The 16,862-nt window shown below is 67.4% G+C and carries 18 protein-coding genes; 9 read left to right on the top strand and 9 right to left on the bottom strand.

Going from position 1 to position 16,862, the window contains the following annotated elements; all coding sequences use genetic code 11:
- Positions 1 to 55: 55 nt before the first annotated feature.
- Positions 56 to 808: an alpha/beta hydrolase gene (locus ELQ90_RS08210; RefSeq protein ID WP_243696074.1), complete on the top strand. Its 753-nt coding sequence runs from the start codon at positions 56 to 58 to the stop codon at positions 806 to 808.
- 43 nt (positions 809 to 851) lie between these two features.
- Here ELQ90_RS08210 and ELQ90_RS08205 read toward each other — a convergent pair whose 3' ends face one another.
- The 7 genes from ELQ90_RS08205 to ELQ90_RS08175 form a co-directional block, all read right to left on the bottom strand.
- On the bottom strand, positions 852 to 2,012 hold the full coding sequence (locus ELQ90_RS08205; RefSeq protein ID WP_128494812.1) for a serine hydrolase domain-containing protein: 1,161 nt from the start codon (positions 2,010 to 2,012) through the stop codon (positions 852 to 854).
- A gap of 136 nt (positions 2,013 to 2,148) precedes the next feature.
- A complete protein-coding gene (locus ELQ90_RS08200) occupies positions 2,149 to 3,057 on the bottom strand; it encodes an ABC transporter substrate-binding protein (RefSeq protein WP_128494811.1) in 909 nt (302 codons plus the stop codon).
- Positions 3,054 to 3,755 (bottom strand): ABC transporter permease, encoded by a 702-nt coding sequence (locus tag ELQ90_RS08195; protein ID WP_128494810.1) that lies wholly within the window; start codon positions 3,753 to 3,755, stop codon positions 3,054 to 3,056. The genes ELQ90_RS08200 and ELQ90_RS08195 overlap by 4 nt, the downstream gene beginning before the upstream one ends.
- Positions 3,755 to 4,399 carry an ABC transporter permease gene (locus ELQ90_RS08190; RefSeq protein WP_128494809.1) on the bottom strand — a complete coding sequence of 215 codons (645 nt, stop codon included), beginning with the start codon at positions 4,397 to 4,399 and terminating at the stop codon, positions 3,755 to 3,757. Before ELQ90_RS08190 ends, ELQ90_RS08195 begins: the two co-directional genes overlap by 1 nt.
- Entirely contained in the window at positions 4,396 to 5,208 is an 813-nt protein-coding gene (locus tag ELQ90_RS08185) for an ABC transporter ATP-binding protein (RefSeq protein WP_128494808.1), read from the bottom strand. Before ELQ90_RS08185 ends, ELQ90_RS08190 begins: the two co-directional genes overlap by 4 nt.
- A complete protein-coding gene (locus ELQ90_RS08180) occupies positions 5,205 to 6,188 on the bottom strand; it encodes a zinc-binding dehydrogenase (RefSeq protein ID WP_128494807.1) in 984 nt (327 codons plus the stop codon). Before ELQ90_RS08180 ends, ELQ90_RS08185 begins: the two co-directional genes overlap by 4 nt.
- On the bottom strand, positions 6,185 to 6,631 hold the full coding sequence (locus ELQ90_RS08175; RefSeq protein ID WP_128494806.1) for a MarR family winged helix-turn-helix transcriptional regulator: 447 nt from the start codon (positions 6,629 to 6,631) through the stop codon (positions 6,185 to 6,187). The genes ELQ90_RS08180 and ELQ90_RS08175 overlap by 4 nt, the downstream gene beginning before the upstream one ends.
- Positions 6,632 to 6,720: 89 nt before the next feature.
- Here ELQ90_RS08175 and ELQ90_RS08170 point away from each other — a divergent pair, with 89 nt between their 5' ends.
- The 5 genes from ELQ90_RS08170 (at position 6,721) to ELQ90_RS08150 (ending at position 10,297) form a co-directional block, all read left to right on the top strand.
- Positions 6,721 to 7,170, top strand: coding sequence for a MarR family winged helix-turn-helix transcriptional regulator (locus tag ELQ90_RS08170; protein ID WP_208004358.1), 450 nt, complete (start codon positions 6,721 to 6,723; stop codon positions 7,168 to 7,170).
- A gap of 70 nt (positions 7,171 to 7,240) precedes the next feature.
- Positions 7,241 to 7,525 carry a putative antibiotic biosynthesis monooxygenase gene (locus tag ELQ90_RS08165; RefSeq protein WP_128494805.1) on the top strand — a complete coding sequence of 95 codons (285 nt, stop codon included), beginning with the start codon at positions 7,241 to 7,243 and terminating at the stop codon, positions 7,523 to 7,525.
- A 69-nt stretch (positions 7,526 to 7,594) separates the two neighbouring features.
- The gene (locus ELQ90_RS08160; RefSeq protein WP_128494804.1) at positions 7,595 to 8,203 is read left to right on the top strand and encodes a cysteine hydrolase family protein; all 609 of its coding nucleotides are present in this window, start codon (positions 7,595 to 7,597) and stop codon (positions 8,201 to 8,203) included.
- A gap of 186 nt (positions 8,204 to 8,389) precedes the next feature.
- Positions 8,390 to 9,493 (top strand): NAD(P)-dependent alcohol dehydrogenase, encoded by a 1,104-nt coding sequence (locus ELQ90_RS08155; RefSeq protein WP_128494803.1) that lies wholly within the window; start codon positions 8,390 to 8,392, stop codon positions 9,491 to 9,493.
- Positions 9,494 to 9,511: 18 nt separating this feature from the next.
- Positions 9,512 to 10,297, top strand: coding sequence for a (S)-acetoin forming diacetyl reductase (locus ELQ90_RS08150; RefSeq protein ID WP_128494802.1), 786 nt, complete (start codon positions 9,512 to 9,514; stop codon positions 10,295 to 10,297).
- Between the two features lie 56 nt (positions 10,298 to 10,353).
- On the opposite strand, the gene ELQ90_RS08145 is transcribed toward ELQ90_RS08150, so the two are convergent.
- Together ELQ90_RS08145 and ELQ90_RS08140 are read right to left on the bottom strand one after the other, a co-directional pair.
- Positions 10,354 to 11,034 carry a helix-turn-helix domain-containing protein gene (locus ELQ90_RS08145; protein ID WP_208020603.1) on the bottom strand — a complete coding sequence of 227 codons (681 nt, stop codon included), beginning with the start codon at positions 11,032 to 11,034 and terminating at the stop codon, positions 10,354 to 10,356.
- 28 nt (positions 11,035 to 11,062) lie between these two features.
- Positions 11,063 to 12,589: an APC family permease gene (locus ELQ90_RS08140; protein WP_128494800.1), complete on the bottom strand. Its 1,527-nt coding sequence runs from the start codon at positions 12,587 to 12,589 to the stop codon at positions 11,063 to 11,065.
- A 188-nt stretch (positions 12,590 to 12,777) separates the two neighbouring features.
- Between ELQ90_RS08140 and ELQ90_RS08135 the strand changes: the two genes are divergently transcribed.
- The 3 genes from ELQ90_RS08135 (at position 12,778) to ELQ90_RS08125 (ending at position 16,853) form a co-directional block, all read left to right on the top strand.
- The gene (locus ELQ90_RS08135; protein WP_166408927.1) at positions 12,778 to 14,259 is read left to right on the top strand and encodes an APC family permease; all 1,482 of its coding nucleotides are present in this window, start codon (positions 12,778 to 12,780) and stop codon (positions 14,257 to 14,259) included.
- 15 nt (positions 14,260 to 14,274) lie between these two features.
- Positions 14,275 to 14,808 carry a hypothetical protein gene (locus tag ELQ90_RS08130; RefSeq protein ID WP_128494798.1) on the top strand — a complete coding sequence of 178 codons (534 nt, stop codon included), beginning with the start codon at positions 14,275 to 14,277 and terminating at the stop codon, positions 14,806 to 14,808.
- Between the two features lie 65 nt (positions 14,809 to 14,873).
- Positions 14,874 to 16,853 carry a primary-amine oxidase gene (locus ELQ90_RS08125; RefSeq protein ID WP_208020602.1) on the top strand — a complete coding sequence of 660 codons (1,980 nt, stop codon included), beginning with the start codon at positions 14,874 to 14,876 and terminating at the stop codon, positions 16,851 to 16,853.
- Positions 16,854 to 16,862: the final 9 nt, after the last annotated feature.

Here is a 16,862-nt window from a genome sequence, read left to right as displayed (position 1 = left end):
GCACCTCAGCGGTGTGCGAGTTCGTGACGTTGAATTCGCCGGGACTGACGGAGTCGTGAGCGGTCGCGTCTACCGGGGACCGACGACGCCGGGACGCGGGCTCGTGTGGGTCCACGGCGGGGCCTTCATCTCGGGCAGCCTCGACATGCCCGAGTCGCACTGGGTCGGTATGGAGCTCGCGTCCCGCGGGATCTCGGTCCTCGCGCTCGACTATCGCAAGGCGCTCGCCGGAGTGTCACATCCGGCCCTGTCCGACGATGTCCTCACGGGGTGGAGGGCGGCTGTGGAGGACGCAGATCTACTCGGCGTCGCCGCCGGCGACCTCCATCTCGGGGGAGCGAGCGCAGGCGCGAACCTCGCTACCGGGGTCACCGTACGCGAGCGCGATGCCGGTCGCACTCTCCCCGCATCGCTCCTGCTCTTCTACCCCGTCCTCCACGACACGGTGCCCCCGCCCGGACCCGCAGCGCGAGAGGCGGCCATCGCGGTGCCCCCGGAGCTCAGATTCAGCCCGCAGTTCATGCGAGCGGTCACCGAGAACTACGTCGGGGCATCGGGCAGCACCGCCGACCCCGTCGCATTCCCTGCACACGCGCGCCTCGACGGCTTCCCCCCAACGCTCATCGTCAACGCGGAGGCCGACGACCTCCGGCCATCCGGTGAGGAATTCGGCTCTCTGCTCGCCGATGCCGGCGTCTCGGCGGAGTCGATCTTCGAGCCCGGGACCGCGCACGGGTATCTCGATCACCCCGGGCTTCCGGAGGCCGTCGCGAGCATCGACAGAATCGCGGCCCACATCTCGAGGTGATCGGTGGCCGTCGCTCCTCGCGCGACCGAGGAGCGACGGCCACTCAAACCTCCCGGATGCAGGAGCGGATGGCCTGCGACAGGGTGATCGCCTTCGGGTCTGCGCCTCCGGGAAGCTGCATGGGGATCGGGATGTACCCGAAAGCGAGGTCGTGGAGCGGATCGGCGAAGGCGAGCGCACCGCCAGCACCGTCGTGCCCGAAGGCGCGGTAGCTTCCGAAATCCATGGCCGGGTGGGGTTTCATGAAGCCGATTCCGAAGGACGTCGTGAAGCCGAGCACACGGTCGAGCCCGAACGCGTGCTGCCGGCTCATCTCGCCGATCGTCTCGGTCGAGAGCAGGGGAGCCGTCGCCTCGTCGCCCAGCACCGCTGCATAGACGGCGGCGAGCCCCCTCGCCGACCCGACGCCGCCGACCGACGCGGTGCCGGCGGCGCGGACGGCCGGATTGTTGGGACCCATGTCGCCGGCTGTCGGAGGGAGGGACGAGTGGAGGACGTTGAAGGCGAGCGCTTGAAGACCGTCAGTCGAGGGGGTCGGCGGCGGCACCGAATCCGACGGGACGACGGGCGGGAGCACGGGGTGGTACCGATACTCTTCGGACGAGGGGAGCCCGAGATGGAAGTCGATCTCGCGGGGGGCGCGGATCTCCGACTCGTAAATTCTCTGCAGGCTCCGTCCTGAAACGCGACGCACGAGTTCCTCCATCAGGACACCGATGGTGATCGCATGGTACCCGTGCGCCGAGCCGGGCTGCCAGAGCGGGGGGTGAGCGGCGATCTTCGCAGCAGCGAGCGACGAATCGACGAGTTCGTCCACGGTGAAGCGCTCGGGGACCCCCACGATTCCAGCCCGGTGCGAGAGTGCCTCCCTCACGGTGATGGCGGCCTTCCCGGCCGCTCCGAATTCCGGCCAGTACTCGGCGACGGCCGCGTCGAGTCGGAGCTGCTCACGAGTGACGAGGAGACCGACCACCGTTGCCGCGATCCCCTTCGTGACCGAGAAGACCCCCGTGATGGAGTCGCTCTCCGTACCCCGACCGCCGACGAGATCGACGACCGTACGACCCCGCCAGATGGCCGTCACCTGAGCGCCGTACCCGGGATCGACGCCGAGCATGCGCTCGAACTCGTCGCGGACGCGCTCGAATCCGGGTTCCACGTACCCTCGCGTCCGAGCCTCGGTTGCTGTCGTCATGTCGCTCATCGTGTTCCTCCTCGTCGCTGAACAGGTGATGGAGCACTCACGCTCGCGAGCGTCGGTCCGTGTTAAAACATAGTCATCGCTCGGTTTTCACGCCAGAGCGGGCAGGGGCGGACGCGTGGTCCGCCCCTGTCCGAGTTCACGGCAGCGGGTTGTCCTCGAGCCACCGCTCCGCAATCGACGCGGCCGGGGCTTCGTCGTCGACACTCTCGGTGTTGAGGGCGACGAGACCTTCCGGAGTCAGGGCCGCGCTCACGGCGTCGATGATCTCCTCGGCGCCTTCGTCGATCGCGTCGCTCGCGATCGGCACCACGTGCGAGGCGAGGAAAAGCCCCTTCGTATCCTCGAGAGCCACGAGGTCGTTCTTCTCGATCGACGGGTCGGCCGTGTAGATGATCGCGAGCTGGATGTCCCCATCCTGCAGCGCCTTCACGGTGAGCGGGCCTCCGCCGTCCTCGATGGGGGTGAAGGACACGTCGACGCCGTAGGCGGCGGCGAGTCCCTTCGGGCCGTTGGGCCGGTCCTCTCCCTCCGAGTTGCCACCGAGCGTGAGCGGCTCGGTGACCTTCGCCAGGTCGTCGATCGTGGTGAGGCCGTACCGATCCGCGAACTCGCGCGTCACGACGTACGCGTCCTGGTCGGTGGCGGCTGACTGCTCCAGCACGCGAAGCCCATCCGGGGCGGCTTCGGTGAGGGCCGCGAAGACGTCGTCCTCAAGACGCGCCGTCGTGTCCGGCACCCAGTACTGCAGGAGCGGACCGGTGTACTCGGGGAAGAGATCGATCGAGCCGTCCTCGATCTCCTCGACGTAGACCTCGCGCTGGCCGATCCGGAGATCGCGCTCGACCGTGTATCCGCCCTGCTCGAGCGCTTGCGCGTAGATCTCGGCGATGATCTCATTCGAGTAGTAATCCTGGGAGCCGACGACGATCGCGTCATCACCGGAGTCGCCGCCGTCGAGATCGCCGGCGCTCGCGCAGGCGCTGAGGGTCACACCGGCGACGGCCGCGAGGGACAGGAGGCTGATCCTTCGGGTGCGAGGGGTCATGATGGGTTCCTTCCGGGGGAGGTGGTGGTGGTCTTGAGGTCGGACCGAGGAGCGCTGGCGTGGCGTTTCATCAGGAGCGCGAACGAGCCGTCGAGAAGAAGGGCGAGTGCGATCACGAGGAGCGACCCGGCGATGAGCTCGGGATAGTCCCGGCTCTTCAAGCCGGAGAAGATGTAGCGGCCGAGACCCGTGTCGGAGGTGTAGGCGGCCAGCGTCGCCGTGGCGACGACTTGGAGAGTCGCCGACCGGATCCCCCCGACGATCACCGGGAGAGCGAGGGGGAGTTCGACGGAGCGGATGATCTGCGCCTCGGACATCCCGACGGAGCGAGCGCCGTCGACGGCCGCGCGATCCACGGCCTGGACGCCGGCGTAGGCGCCGGCGAGCAGCGGTGGTGCCGCGAGCACGAGGAGCGCGAGTACCGGCGCTCCGAGTCCGATCCCGAGGGCGAGACCGAGGAGGGTCAAGAGGCCGAGCGTGGGGATCGCGCGGGCGGCTCCGGCGAGGAGGGCGACGGCGGTGGTCCAGCGGCGGGTGTGCCCGATCATCACGCCGAGAGGAAGCGCGATCCCGGCGGACAGGGCGACCACCCCGATGGTCACGCCGAGATGTTCGAATAGGCGCTGCAGCGCCCCGCCCTGCTGGGTCCACGACTCGGGCGTCAGCAGCCAGGAGAAGGCCTGGAGGAGGAGTTCCATCAGCGAGCCTCCGCCGCTCGTGCCCAGGGCGTGAGCGCTCGCCCCGCGAGGATGCACATTCCGTCGAGGACGAGGGCGATGAGGACCGTGACGATCAACCCGGCAGCCACCTCTGCGACGATCCCGCGCTGGAATCCGTCGGTGAACAGCGTGCCGAGACTCGGGATGCCGATGACGGAACCCACGGTGACGAGACTCACGGTGCTCACGACCACGACCCGGAGCCCCGCGAGCATCACGGGAATCGCGAGGGGGAGGTCGACCGACCAGAAGCGGTGCCACGTCGAGTAGCCGATGGCCGTCGCGGACATGCGCGCCTCGAGAGGGACGGACGAAAAGGCGTCCGCAGCGGAGCGCACCATGATCGCCGTGGCATAGACGGTGAGGACGATGATCGCGTTGGCGCTCGAGCGGATGCCGATGCCGAGGACGACCGGAACCAGCACGAAGAGGGGAAGGGAGGGGATCGCGTAGAGCACGCCAACGAGCGCGAGTGCCGGATCGCGTGCCCATCTCAGGCGTTGCGCAGTCCAGCCGATCGGGACGGCGATCACGAGGCTCAGGAGGATGGCGGGGACCGCGAGCGCGAGGTGTGCCACCGTCAGCTCGAGGAGGGAGCCGACGTTCTGGTTGAGCCACTTCATCGTTCGAGTGTTCCGATGGGACGACCGGAGGCGTCCGTTACGACCTCGACTCCTGCGGCGTCGGCGAGCCGCAGCCGACGTTCCGGACGGTCGACACCGACGAACTCCGCGACGAACGCGTTGGCCGGACGCGTGAGGATCTCGGTCGGCGTTCCGCGTTGGGCGATCACTCCGTGCGCGGCGACGATGATGATCTCGTCGGCGAGGGCCAGTGCCTCGTCGATGTCGTGGGTGACGAAGAGGATCGTCTTTCCGAGAGTGCGTTGCAACTCCCGCAGCTCATGCTGCAACGAGCGCCTGACGATGGGGTCGACCGCGCCGAACGGTTCGTCCATGAGGAGGATGTTCGGGTCGGAGGCGAGGGCTCTGGCGACGCCGACCCGCTGTTGCTGACCGCCGGAGAGCTGCGCGGGGAACCGTGACGCGAGGTCGCGGTCGAGCCCGACGGTGTCGAGCATCGTGAGCGCCCGCTCACGGGCATCCGGGCGGGTTGCGCCGTTGAGCCGCGGGACGATCGCGATGTTCTCGACGACCGTGCGATGCGGTAGGAGGCCCCCCGACTGGAGGACGTAGCCGATGGATCGTCGCAGCCGCACCGGGTCCATCGTCGTGACGTCGACGTCGTCGATGAGGACGCGTCCCGACGTCGGGTCGACCATCCGATTCACCATGCGCAGGAGAGTCGTCTTTCCCGAGCCGGAGGACCCCACGAGGACGACGGTCTTGTGACTCGGCACCGTGAAGGAGACGTCGGCGACGGCCGGCGACCCGTCCGCGTACCGCTTGGTGACCCTGTCGAATTCGATCACCGGTCCGTCACGACCACGAGCTTGCCGGACACGGTGCCGTCCTCCATGTCGCGGTGAGCCTGAACGATGTCGGTCAGTCCGTAGACCCTGCCGATGGGAACACGGTCGTGTCCCTCGGCCACCGCGTCGACGAACTCCTGGAGGACGTCCGCGGGCAGGTCGCTCGCCTCGCCGCTGTATGCGGTCAGTCGCACGCCGTTCGGGATGAAGTCGATGGGGTAGAAGTTCTCGACCGTCCAGTCGTCCGCGACCATCCCCGTGAAGCTCACCGTGGCGAGCTTCGCCGTGGCGCGTAGCGTGTCGCGCAGGGTCGTCGCTCCGACGAGCTCAACCGCGCCGCCCACTCCCTCCGGCACGATCTCGCGGACGGTGTCCGCGATCAATCCGGTGTCGATCACGACGTGGTCAGCGCCCGTGTCGCGCAGCAGGTCGCTCTTCGCGGCGTTCCTCGTCGTGGAGATCACGGTGAGCCCCCGTCGCTTGGCGATGACGGCGAGCGCCAGCCCGATCGACGACGTTCCGCCGCGGATGAGCAGGCTCGACCCCGGAGCGGGGTCGACGACCGTGAGGGAGCCGTTGGCCGTCTGGAGCATCTCGGGGATCGCGCCGAGCGTCGCCCAATCGAGGTCGCTCGTGAAGGGAATGACGGTCGACGCGGGCACGAGGACGAACTCGGCGTAACCGCCGTCGAAGTTCCGTCCCATTCCACCCATCACCGCGGCCGCCTTCGTACCGACGGCGAACTCGCCGCCGGGAGCCTCGACGACTTCTCCGGTCGCCTCGATGCCCGGGATGCGGGGGAGGGAGCCGAAACTGCCCATTCCGCGTCGGAAGTGGAGCTCCGAGCGATTGAGGCCGAACGCGTGGACACGGAGGAGCACCCAGCCGGGACGGGCCGACGGGCGAGGGAGGTCGGTGATCCGCAGGACCTCAGGGCCACCGAACTCCGTGAGCTGCACGGCTCGCATCATGGCGGTCATCGCCCGACCGCCTCTCGACTGGTCACGGCACGTGTCAGAGCGTCGAGGGAGGCGGTCAGGTTCTCGATGTCCGCTCGGCTCTCGGGCGGGAGTATCTCCGCGATGGCGGCGTCGAAGGCGGCTTCGCTCGCCGACACGGAGGTCTCTCCGTCTGCTGTCAGGCGGATGAGCGAGCTGCGACGGTCGGTCGGGTGAGGTGAGCGGAGAACCAGGCCGTCCGCGACCAGCCGATCGACGAGCTTGCTCGCCGCTCCGACGGTGATGCCGAGATCGCTCGCAAGATCCTGCACGCGGGCCTCACGTCGCCGAGAGAGTGCCCGAAGGAACTCGAGGCGACCGAGGCTGAGGCCGCTTCGAGCGATGATCTCCCTGTCGATGGTGTTCCAGAGCACCGTCTCGTGCGTGACGAGCGCCGAGAAGTAATCGCGAAGTATCGTCTTCATGCCAAAAGGATTACATGGAAGATACTTCTATGTCAATGAACGAGCCGCATCTCGGGAGTCGGTCCGCCTTGCGCGGATATGATTACGCCGTGGCGACGAGCGCGGATGACCGACTTCAGTTCTTCGATGTGCTCGTTGCCACGGAGATCGCGCTGTGGACGGCCGTCGACGCGGCGGTCATGGCTGCCACGCAGGTCAATCTCGGTCTTCTGAGCGCCCTCCGGCAGATCGCGGTGCACGACGATCGGGCGCGTGTTCAGGACGTCGCCGATGGCTCGGGGATGACCGTGGGGGCTGCAAGCAAGATCGTCGATCGGCTCGAAAGGGCCGGCTTCGTGCGGCGTCTTCCTCACCCGACGGACCGGCGGTCTTCGCTGCTGGAGATGACCGCGGAAGGGCGCGCGGCCTTGAAGGCGGGGATGAGGGCCGCTCGCGCGGAGTTGGGTCGACGAACCGACACGCTCAGCCCTGATGAGCTCGCAGAGACGACGAAGAATCTCGACGCGCTTCGAGTGGCCTTCGGGGGCCGCGCGGACTGAGTGGCTTGCGCGAGGAAGATGCATTCCGTGGAATAGACTCCTCTGGACGTGACCGTCTGAAGGAGAGTGCGTGGAACACGAAGGCAAGGCCCTCGCGGCCGACGAGACCCATCACCACCAGCCGCCGGCGCCGGGGCTCATCTCCGTCCACGTGCGCGCAGCCGTCACATGGCTGTCGATCTTCCCTCTTGCCATGCTCGGCATGTGGGTGGAGTCGCTCCTCGTGCCATCGTGGTCGATTCCGGTTCGGGCGCTCATGCTCACCATCGTCGTCGTGCCTCTGTCGGTCTACGTGCTCGTCCCCCGACTCCTCCTTCTCGTGCGCTTCGTCGCACGGCGAGGCGCACGGCTGTGACTTGGGAATAATATTCCATGGAATCTAATTGATCCGATGACACAACCCGTATAGAACAGGAGCTCCACCATGAGCAGCACCGAGAGCCGCACGACGGCCATCCTCGTCGTCGATATGCAGAACGACACGATCCACCGCCAGGGCGCTTTTGCCGACAGTGGGGCCGCGGCGCACGCCGAATCCCAGAACGTGATCGCGAACGCGAAGGCTGTCGTAGACGCCGCGCGTTCCGCGGGAAGTCAGATCTTCCACAACCGCATCGTCGTGTACCCCGGGGCCGTCGGTGGAGCGAATGCCCCCGTCTTCCAGATGCTCGCCGGCGGGTCTTTCGCCGTCGGGAGTTGGGGTGCGCAGATCGTCGACGAACTCGAGCCGCAGGACGGGGACATCGTGCTGGATCGCAACCGCATGAGCGTCTTCAACGGCACCGCGATCGACACGATGCTCCGCAATCTCGGCGTCACGAAGGTCGTCGTCGTCGGTGCGTGGACGAACATGGCCGTCGAGCACACCGTGCGTGACGCGGCCGACCACGGGTTCGAGGTCACCATCGTGTCCGACGCCACCTCGAGCCTCAGCGCGGAATGGCAGGAGGGTGCACTCGGATTCGGTCTCCTCAACGTTGCCACCATCGCCGACACGGCTACCGTCATCGCCTCCTTCGGAGCTGCTGAGTAGCGATTTCTGAACTTCGCCGCGAGCCGCCCGCTCCGGTGATGACGACGAGGCCCGGAGCGTTTCGCGCTCCGGGCCTCGCTGTTCCCTCTCGCATCTATTTTAGGTGTAAGATACTTCCTCGGAAGATTCCTCCGCGGATGACGCCGACGCCCGACGCCGACGTGGAGGCGAAGGGAAAAAGAATCCATGCAGATCACCGCAGCCGTCGCTCGAGAGCACGGCCAGCCTCTCTCCATCGAGACGCTCGAGCTCGACGACCTCCGCGCGAATGAGGTGCGCGTCCGGATGGTATCGGTCGGCGTCTGTCATACCGACGCGATCGTCCGTGACGGTGTCTACCCGACTCCGCTCCCCGCCGTGCTCGGTCACGAAGGCGCTGGCGTCGTCGAGGAGGTCGGCAGTGCCGTCCGGAGCGTCGCGGTCGGAGACCATGTCGTCCTCGGTGCCGCGTACTGCGGATACTGCCGCCGGTGCCGCTCAGGGGAGATGGCGTACTGCGAGAACCTCTTCGCCGAGGACTTCGGGGGTCGTCGCCGCGACGGAAGCACGTCGCTCAGTCGCGACGGGGAGGTCGTCTCCTCGCACTTCTTCGGCCAGTCGGCCTTCGCCACCTACGCGAACGTCGTCGAGGAGAGCGTCATCAAGGTCGACCGCGACGTTCCCCTCGAGCACCTTGGCCCCCTCGGCTGCGGGCTCAACACGGGAGCCGGTACCGTGCTCAACGAGCTGCGTCCGCCCGCGGGCAGCTCGATCATCGTCTTCGGAACCGGCGCAGTCGGTTCTGCCGCGATCATGGCGGCTGGTGTCGCGGGGTGCACGACGATCATCGCGGTCGACATCGTCGACTCCCGCTTGGAGCTGGCACGGGAGCTCGGCGCAACTCACACGATCAACTCGCGTAGCGAGGACGTCGCCGAACAGATCACGGCGATCACCGACGGGCGCGGTGTTGACTTCGCCGTCGACACGACGGCGCGGTCCGAACAGTTGCGAACGGCCGCCGAGGCGCTCGGGGTGCGCGGGACGCTCGCTCTCGTCGGTGCCGCAAAGCCGGGAACGGAGGTCTCGCTCGAGATCGGCAGCTCGCTCGTGAAGGGATGGACGTTCAAGACGGTCGTCCAGGGCAGCTCGGTGCCGCAGGTCTTCATCCCGCACCTCATCGACCTGTGGCGAGAGGGCAAGTTCCCCTTCGAGAAGCTCGTCGGCGAATACGACCTCGAGCACATCAACGACGGCTTCGAGGACTCCCGCAACGGGAGCGTCGTCAAGCCCGTCGTCGTCTTCAAGTAGAAAAAGGAGAATGGGGACATGACGCGAACAGACAACGGCAAGGTCGCCCTCATCACGGGTGGCGGGCAGGGAATCGGCCAGGCGATCGCCGAGCGGCTCCACGCGGACGGCTTCAAGGTCGCGATCGCCGACCTCAACACGGCCACCGCAGGGGCGGTCGCCGACGCGCTGGGCGGAAAGGAGGGTGGTGCGATCGCCCTCGAAGTGAACGTCTCGGATCGCGACAGCGTCTTCGCGGCCGTCGACCAGACCGTTTCGGCTCTCGGCGGCTTCGACGTCATCGTCAACAACGCCGGCATCGCGCCGCAATCGCCGATCGAGGACATCACGCCGCAGAGCATCGAGAAGATCTTCTCGATCAACTTCAACGGTGTGGTGTGGGGGACCCAGGCGGCGACCAAGGCATTCCGCGAACTCGGGCACGGCGGGCGCATCATCAGCGCCGCGTCCCAGGCGGGGCACGTCGGCAACCCCGGGATCGCGCTCTACTCGGCGACGAAGTTCGCCGTCCGTGGGTTCACTCAGACGGCCGCCCGCGACCTCGCGCAGTACGGCATCACGGTGAACACCTATGCACCCGGCATCGTGCGCACGCCGCTCATGGAGGATCTGGCGAAGAAGACCGCCGAGTCCGCCGGGCAGCCGGAGGAGTGGGGCTGGCAGCAGTTCACGCACGGGATCACGCTCGACCGGCTCTCCGAGCCCTCGGATGTCGCAGGCGTCGTCGCCTTCCTCTCCGGTCCGGACTCGTCCTACATCACCGGGCAGTCGATCATCGTCGACGGAGGCATGGTCTTCAACTGACCGTTGCCTGAGGACCGAGCGCGCCCTCGACCGTCTCACGACGGGCGGGGGCGCGCTCAACTGAGTAGTGGTGCCAGGTGGTCCGCCGCCCGGAGGAGTTCCTTCGTGATGTCCTCGCGCCGAGCGGCGACATAGTCACGTCCCCCCGCCGCCATGATGACGTTGACGAGAAGCAGGGCAGGGCCTCGAACACCCACCGCGATCGTCGAGGTGCCGCGTGGTGAGCTCGCATCGAGTGAGACGGTCGTCGGCCGCTCATGGGTGCTCGCGCGGTCTTGAGCGTCGCCGTCGGGGTCCGAATCCATCTCCGCGAGGAGGAGGCGGCCCGCCGCCGATGCGTTCAGATCGGTGATGCTGCGAGCGCGGTCGACCAGGGGGTGGCGCGCGTCCTCGTCGAGTAGTCGCAAGCGCGTCCCGTACACGCTGAACAGATGTACGGCGATGCCGACGCGACCACGGATTTCTGTCATGGCAGCCGACACCGCTCGAGTGATTCCGACCGCCGGATGGGCTTCGGCGAGCGCGCCGACACGGCCGCCCAACGCGAACCCGCTGAGATCGCCGAGCCGGACGACATACTCCTCCCTCACGAGCAGGTTGAGGATCCGATAGGTGGTCGCCGGCGAGAGCTGCAGCCGCTCGCTGATGTCACGTGCCGTGACACCGGGGCCCGCCGTGGCGATCTCCTCGAGCACCGCGAGCGCGTGGGCGATGGCGCGCGGTTGATTGTTGTTCACATCGGCGACGGATCGCTCCCGAGGCATATCAGGGCCGAGCGGAGCTGTCGTGCGGTGTCGACCCGAATCGGGCCTCGACGTCGGCGGGGACGAGGTCTGGAATCGACGTCTGGTCGTAGACGCCGACATCGACGATCCCGCGGCTGCGTGCACGGATGACGAAGAACAGCCAGACGGCAGCGAAACCCGCCGTGGGGATGGCGATCGACCAGTCGCCGACCTGGATGTTCCACCCGACGAAGCAGGCGACCACCGTGAGGAGCAGCGTACCGACGGCGTAGGCCATGACGCTCGCTGCGAAGAGGGGTTCGCCGATCCGCCGCCGGAAGCGGGGAAGGAGGAGACACGCGATCGCATACGCCACTCCGCAGCCGACGGCCGACGTCGAGAGGGCCGCGCTGGCGACCGATCGGACGTCCCCGCTCATCGCGGTCGAGAGCTGGGCTGTGATGAAGACGAGAGCCGTGACCGCGACGGCTGCGAGCATCGGCAGCCTGTTCCGCCTGTCTACGCGACCGAATAGCGAGGGGAGGAGGCCGTCTCGGCCGAGGGTGAAGACGAGTCTGATGACACCGTTGAGCGACGCGATGAACGCCGCCAGATAGGACAGCAGGAAACCGACGTTGAGCACCAACACGAGCGCCGGTGAGGTGCCGGGTGAGGCGGGGTGCGCGTCCCCGAGGGAGTCGAATTCGCCGATGATCTCCGCGCCGGCGTACTGGCCGAGGAGGCTGAGGACGAAGATGACCGCTGCGACCCCGACGGACAGCACGAAGGACCGCGGCACGTCCCGGAACGGTCGCCGGGATTCTGCACCCAGGGTCGCCGATGTCTCATAGCCCACGAAGAGCCCGACAGCGACGGCCGCTCCCGCACCCACGGCGGCCGGATCGGTGTCCGACGGGACGATCGGGGGCAGTACCCCCCAGTTCACCACGACGAGGCCGATCATGATCACGACGACGACGAGCACGGCGACGAGTTCCACCACGAGGGTGATTCGAGTGGAGGACCGGACTCCGAGCGCGAAGGACGCGATACCGAGCAGCGCCACGATCGTGAGGACGACGGGCGTCCAGGCTGCAGTGTCGACCGACGGAAGCGCGTACCTCAGGAGCACTTCGGCGGCGGATGCAGCACCGACGAGCACGCCGACGGTGATACCCAGGGTTCCGACCAGGAGCGCGGCACCGGCTGCGGTCGCGGACCGGACTCCTCCGGCCCACGCGGCATAGCTGTAGACCGACCCGCTCGTCACCATTCGTCGGGCGTACTGGGTGACCGTCGCCACCACGAGTGCGATGAGGACGAAACCCAGGGCGAGCGAAAGAGTGCTCGCATCGCCGGCGACAGCGAAGAGAGCGACCGGGATCGTCGCCCCCGCCGCCGATGGCGCGACGGCCGAGATGGACTGGCTGAAGAGGTCGAGGGGCCCGACTGACCGGCGGCGGAGGTCGGCGAGGGGCGACCGGCGCAGGATCCGCAGGCGCGGACGAGAGGCGGGCGCTCGGACGAGGACGACGGATTCCCGGATCGACGTCTCGAGATCTCGCATGTCGCGACGCTAGAGCGTCATCGTTACGACGGCGTGTCGAACGGGTTTCCGCCGCACATCGCCGTTCGAGACGCTTCACGTGGACGTCTTGTTGTGAGCGGCCGACTCGACTCGGTGCGGAAACGGGACCGCAACAGGGACGCGCCACAGTGATGACGCCACCCTCACCCGATCGAACAGGCGGAGTCATGTCACCATCACCACAGCATGTCGGCACGGCCGCGGGCGCCTCATCCGAGCCGCTCCCCGGCACTCTCGGAACGGCGACCATCGTCTTCATGGTCGCGGCGGCCGCATCGCCGTTGTCGATCCTCGCGGGAGTCGTGCCTCTCGGCTTCCTCTTCGGCAATGGCATCGGAATGCCGGTCATGTTCGCGACCGCCGGAGCGGTGTTCATCCTGTTCGCCGTGGGCCTCGTGGCGATGGCTTCCCGTGTCGAGCGCTCCGGAGGATTCTTCGTCCTCATCGCGCAGGGGGCCGGCCGCACGGCCGGAGTGGCTGCCTCGTACGTGGCCCTCCTCGCTTACTGGGCCCTCACCATCGGTATCGCCTCCTACCTGGGTTACGTCCTCGCCGTGACGTTCGAGGGCAATCTCGGTCTGGCCGTTCCGTGGTGGGTCTATTCGATCGCGGCTCTCCTCGTGGCCGGTCTCCTCGGTTCGCAGCGCATCGACACCAGTTCGAAGGTGCTGTCGATCCTGTTGATCGCCGAACTCCTCGTCGTGCTGGTGCTCACGACCGTGGTCGTCGTGACCGGGGGTGCTGATGGGCCGTCGCTGCAGCCGTTCGCCCCTTCCGCCATCTTCTCGGGTTCGCCCGCCATCGGGCTGGTCTTCGCCGCGTCCGCCTTCATCGGGTTCGAGGCGACGGTCATCTATCGGCAGGAGGCGCGGAATCCCGCGCGGACCATTCCCCGCGCGACGTATCTCGCTGTCCTCGTCGTCGGGGTGTTCTACGTGGTGTCGGCGTGGATGCTCGTCACGGCGTGGGGACCAGACCAAGCCATCGAGGTGGCCGCCGCCGATCCCGGCTCGATGCTCCTCGCGACGGCGGATCGCTATCTCGGCGGTGCCGGCCGTATCGCCATCGAGGTCCTCCTCGTCACGAGTCTCTTCGCCGCGGTCCTGTCCTTCCACAACGTGCTCAATCGATACCAGCGTTCGATGGCGGGGGCGCGTGTGCTCCCGCGATTCCTCGACCATGTGCACGAGTCAACGGGAGCCCCCCGTCGCGCCGCCGCTGTGCAGACCGCCGCGAGCATCGCCATCATCGCACTGTCCGCTCTTCTCGGTCTCGACCCCGTCGTCCAGATGTTCGCGTGGCTCCCAAGCGTCGCGACGCTGTCGATCCTCGCCCTCATGGCTGTCGTCTCGATCAGTGTGATCGTCTTCTTCCGCCGTCATGCGGGGCCCGAGAGCGCGTGGAAGACCATCGTCGCTCCGGTCCTGAGTCTCGCGGCGCTCGTGGCGACGATCGTGATCGTGGCCGTCTACTTCCCTCTCCTCACCGGGGAATTCGACGCGGCGGGCAATCCGTCGTACGGTCCGGTCAGCATCGTGCTCGTCGGTCTGATCGTCGTCGTCGCCGTCGCGGGAGTCGTCCGGGCGTCGATCCTGCGCTCACGCCACCCGAAGGACTATGCGGCTCTCGCCTCGACCCTGCATGAGTGAGACGGCCCGCGACGCATGATCCTGCACGGCCTCGCCCTGTCGTTCGCCATCGCCGATCTCTTCATCACGGTCATCACCGATCCGCGCGATCGGATCAGCCGCGGCGCCGCGATCCTCGCCACTCTGGCCATGTCGGCGGCGATGGTCGACGGTCTGCTGTTCGGCGGGACCGCCCGTCGGGCCGTCGTCTGGGCTGTAGTCCTCGTCGCGATGGCGATCGGGCTCGCGTTCGCCGGCCGCCTCCGGCGAAACCCCGGTGCGGTCGCGGCGACCGGGCACGGCGCCCTCGAAGTTCCGCTCGGACTGATCGTGATGGCGTTCATCCCGTTCATCTCGCCGGGGACTCCCGGGGTCCCCGCCGACTCCCATGGCGCGCACGGTTCCTCCGCCGACGGAGGACTCCTCACCGCGACGCTCGTCACGGTGGTCGTCGCTCTCGCGCTCCGAATCCTCCGGTCCACTCGCTCGCTCGACCGTTCGAGCCACCCTCTCGCAGCGCGCGTGTGCATGCTGTGCTCCCTCGTGACGATGTTGGCGGCCCCCCATTGAGTGCCCCTGTCCTCGTCCCCGTTTCGACCACCGACCCCACCGAGAACACGAAAGCAGGAATGACCATGAACACGCCCTCCGCGTCGCACCCGCTCGATCCACTCACAGCCGACGAGATCACGGCGGCGTCCGCCGTGGTACGACGGTCGGAGGGATTCCCGTCGACCGCCCGCTTCGTGAGCGTCGAACGAAAGGAACCGACGAAGGCCGAACTGCTCGCGTTCGAGGACGGGCGGCCCGTCGACAGGCGCGCATTCCTCGTCATCCGTGACGTCGAGGGCGCCCGAACACTCGAAGCGGTCGTCTCCTTGGCCTCCTCCTCGGTGGTCTCCCTCGAGCATATCCCCGACGCTCAACCCGGTCTGCTCTTCGAGGACTTCGTCGCGGTCGAGGAGCTCGTCCGGTCGGACCCCCGGTGGCAGAAGGCAATGCACGAGCGTGGAGTCACGGATTTCGACCACGTGATGATCGAGCCGTGGCCGTGCGCCTACCTCGGCGAAGAGGACGCGCCCCGACGTCGCCTCAACCGACCACTGACCTACGTGCGCTATACCGAGGACGAGAACGCGTACGCACACCCGGTGGACAACCTCACGGTCCTCGTCGATCTCGACGCGAGGGAGGTCCTGGAGGTCACCGATCACGGAATCGTCCCCATCCCCGAGCGTCCCGCCGAGTTCTGGACGCCGGAGGAGATCGCGAACCCCGAGAACATCCCGACGTTCCCCGGAGCCCGCACGGATGTGAAGCCGCTCGAGATCACCCAGCCCGAGGGCCCGAGCTTCTCGGTCGACGGTCACGAGGTGTCCTGGCAGAAGTGGCGCTTCCGGGTCGGTTTCACGCCCCGAGAGGGTCTCGTCCTGCACCAAGTCGCATACGAGGACCAGGGACGTCTCCGTTCGATCGCCCACCGCATCTCGATCTCCGAGATGGTCGTGCCCTACGCCGACACAGCGCCGACGCAGATCCGTAAGGCCGTCTTCGACGGAGGCGAGGACGGCCTCGGCAAGAATGCAAACAGTCTCGAACTCGGATGCGATTGCCTGGGCGAGATCCGCTACTTCGATGTCGCTCTGGCGGACTCCTCCGGCACCGGCGAAGTCGTCACCAACGCGATCTGCCTCCACGAGGAGGACGCGGGGGTCATGTGGAAACACACCGACCTGCGCACCGGACGAAGCATCGTCCGGCGTTCCCGGCGGCTCGTGATCTCCCAGTTCATGACGCTCGCCAACTACGACTACGGCTTCTACTGGTACCTCTACCAGGACGGCACGATCGAGTGCGAGGTGAAGCTGACGGGGATCATGTCCATGGGTGCGTTCGTCGAGGGGGAAACGCCGCGGCACGGCGCCCGTATCGCCCCCGGGCTCTATGCTCCGCATCATCAGCACTTCTTCAACGCACGACTCGATATGGCCGTCGACGGACCCCGGAACACAGTCGTCGAGGTGGACAGTCGGGCGCTTCCGCTGGGCCCAGAGAACCCCTATGGGAACGCGTGGGAGACGGTGTCCACGCCGCTCGTGAGCGAAGCGAATTCGGGTCGGGACCTCGATTTCGCCGCGGCTCGTGCGTGGAAGATCGTGAACCCCGAGCGAGTCAATGTCGCCGGAGACGCCGTTTCCTACAAAGTCATGCCCGGCGAGAACGCCCAGCACCTCCTCCATCCCGACGCGCCGGTCCTCTCCCGGGCGGGCTTCTTGAAGCACCAGTTGTGGGTGACGCAGTACGACGAGAAGGAGCGGTTCGCCGCGGGCGACTATCCCTATCAGAGCCCGGGCGGCGAGGGGCTCCCCAGCTACGTCGCGCAGGATCGTCCCCTCGAGCAGGAGGACGTCGTCGTCTGGTACACGTTCGGCGTGCACCACATCACCCGCACGGAGGACTGGCCCGTCATGCCCGTGCACCGGACCGGCTTCTCGTTGAAGCCGAGCGGCTTCTTCGACGGCAATCCCGCCCTCGACCTTCCGGAGTCGGTCGCAGCATCGTGCGCACACCATGACCACGCAGTAGATGGAGGGCACACGCACGCCGGGCACTGATCGCCGATG

Origin of the sequence: Labedella phragmitis, assembly GCF_004078635.1 — a bacterium.
Taxonomy (GTDB): domain Bacteria; phylum Actinomycetota; class Actinomycetes; order Actinomycetales; family Microbacteriaceae; genus Labedella; species Labedella phragmitis.
This window is presented reverse-complemented; position numbering and strand designations above follow the sequence as displayed.

Coding starts and splice junctions, on each gene's coding strand:
- ELQ90_RS08205 (WP_128494812.1), bottom strand. CDS start 2,012: ATGAGCGACATGACGACAGCAACCGAGGCTCGGACGCGAGGGTACGTG.
- ELQ90_RS08200 (WP_128494811.1), bottom strand. CDS start 3,057: ATGACCCCTCGCACCCGAAGGATCAGCCTCCTGTCCCTCGCGGCCGTC.
- ELQ90_RS08195 (WP_128494810.1), bottom strand. CDS start 3,755: ATGGAACTCCTCCTCCAGGCCTTCTCCTGGCTGCTGACGCCCGAGTCG.
- ELQ90_RS08190 (WP_128494809.1), bottom strand. CDS start 4,399: ATGAAGTGGCTCAACCAGAACGTCGGCTCCCTCCTCGAGCTGACGGTG.
- ELQ90_RS08180 (WP_128494807.1), bottom strand. CDS start 6,188: ATGACCGCCATGATGCGAGCCGTGCAGCTCACGGAGTTCGGTGGCCCT.
- ELQ90_RS08175 (WP_128494806.1), bottom strand. CDS start 6,631: ATGAAGACGATACTTCGCGATTACTTCTCGGCGCTCGTCACGCACGAG.
- ELQ90_RS08160 (WP_128494804.1), top strand. CDS start 7,595: ATGAGCAGCACCGAGAGCCGCACGACGGCCATCCTCGTCGTCGATATG.
- ELQ90_RS08155 (WP_128494803.1), top strand. CDS start 8,390: ATGCAGATCACCGCAGCCGTCGCTCGAGAGCACGGCCAGCCTCTCTCC.
- ELQ90_RS08150 (WP_128494802.1), top strand. CDS start 9,512: ATGACGCGAACAGACAACGGCAAGGTCGCCCTCATCACGGGTGGCGGG.
- ELQ90_RS08140 (WP_128494800.1), bottom strand. CDS start 12,589: ATGCGAGATCTCGAGACGTCGATCCGGGAATCCGTCGTCCTCGTCCGA.
- ELQ90_RS08135 (WP_166408927.1), top strand. CDS start 12,778: ATGTCACCATCACCACAGCATGTCGGCACGGCCGCGGGCGCCTCATCC.
- ELQ90_RS08130 (WP_128494798.1), top strand. CDS start 14,275: ATGATCCTGCACGGCCTCGCCCTGTCGTTCGCCATCGCCGATCTCTTC.
- ELQ90_RS08125 (WP_208020602.1), top strand. CDS start 14,874: ATGAACACGCCCTCCGCGTCGCACCCGCTCGATCCACTCACAGCCGAC.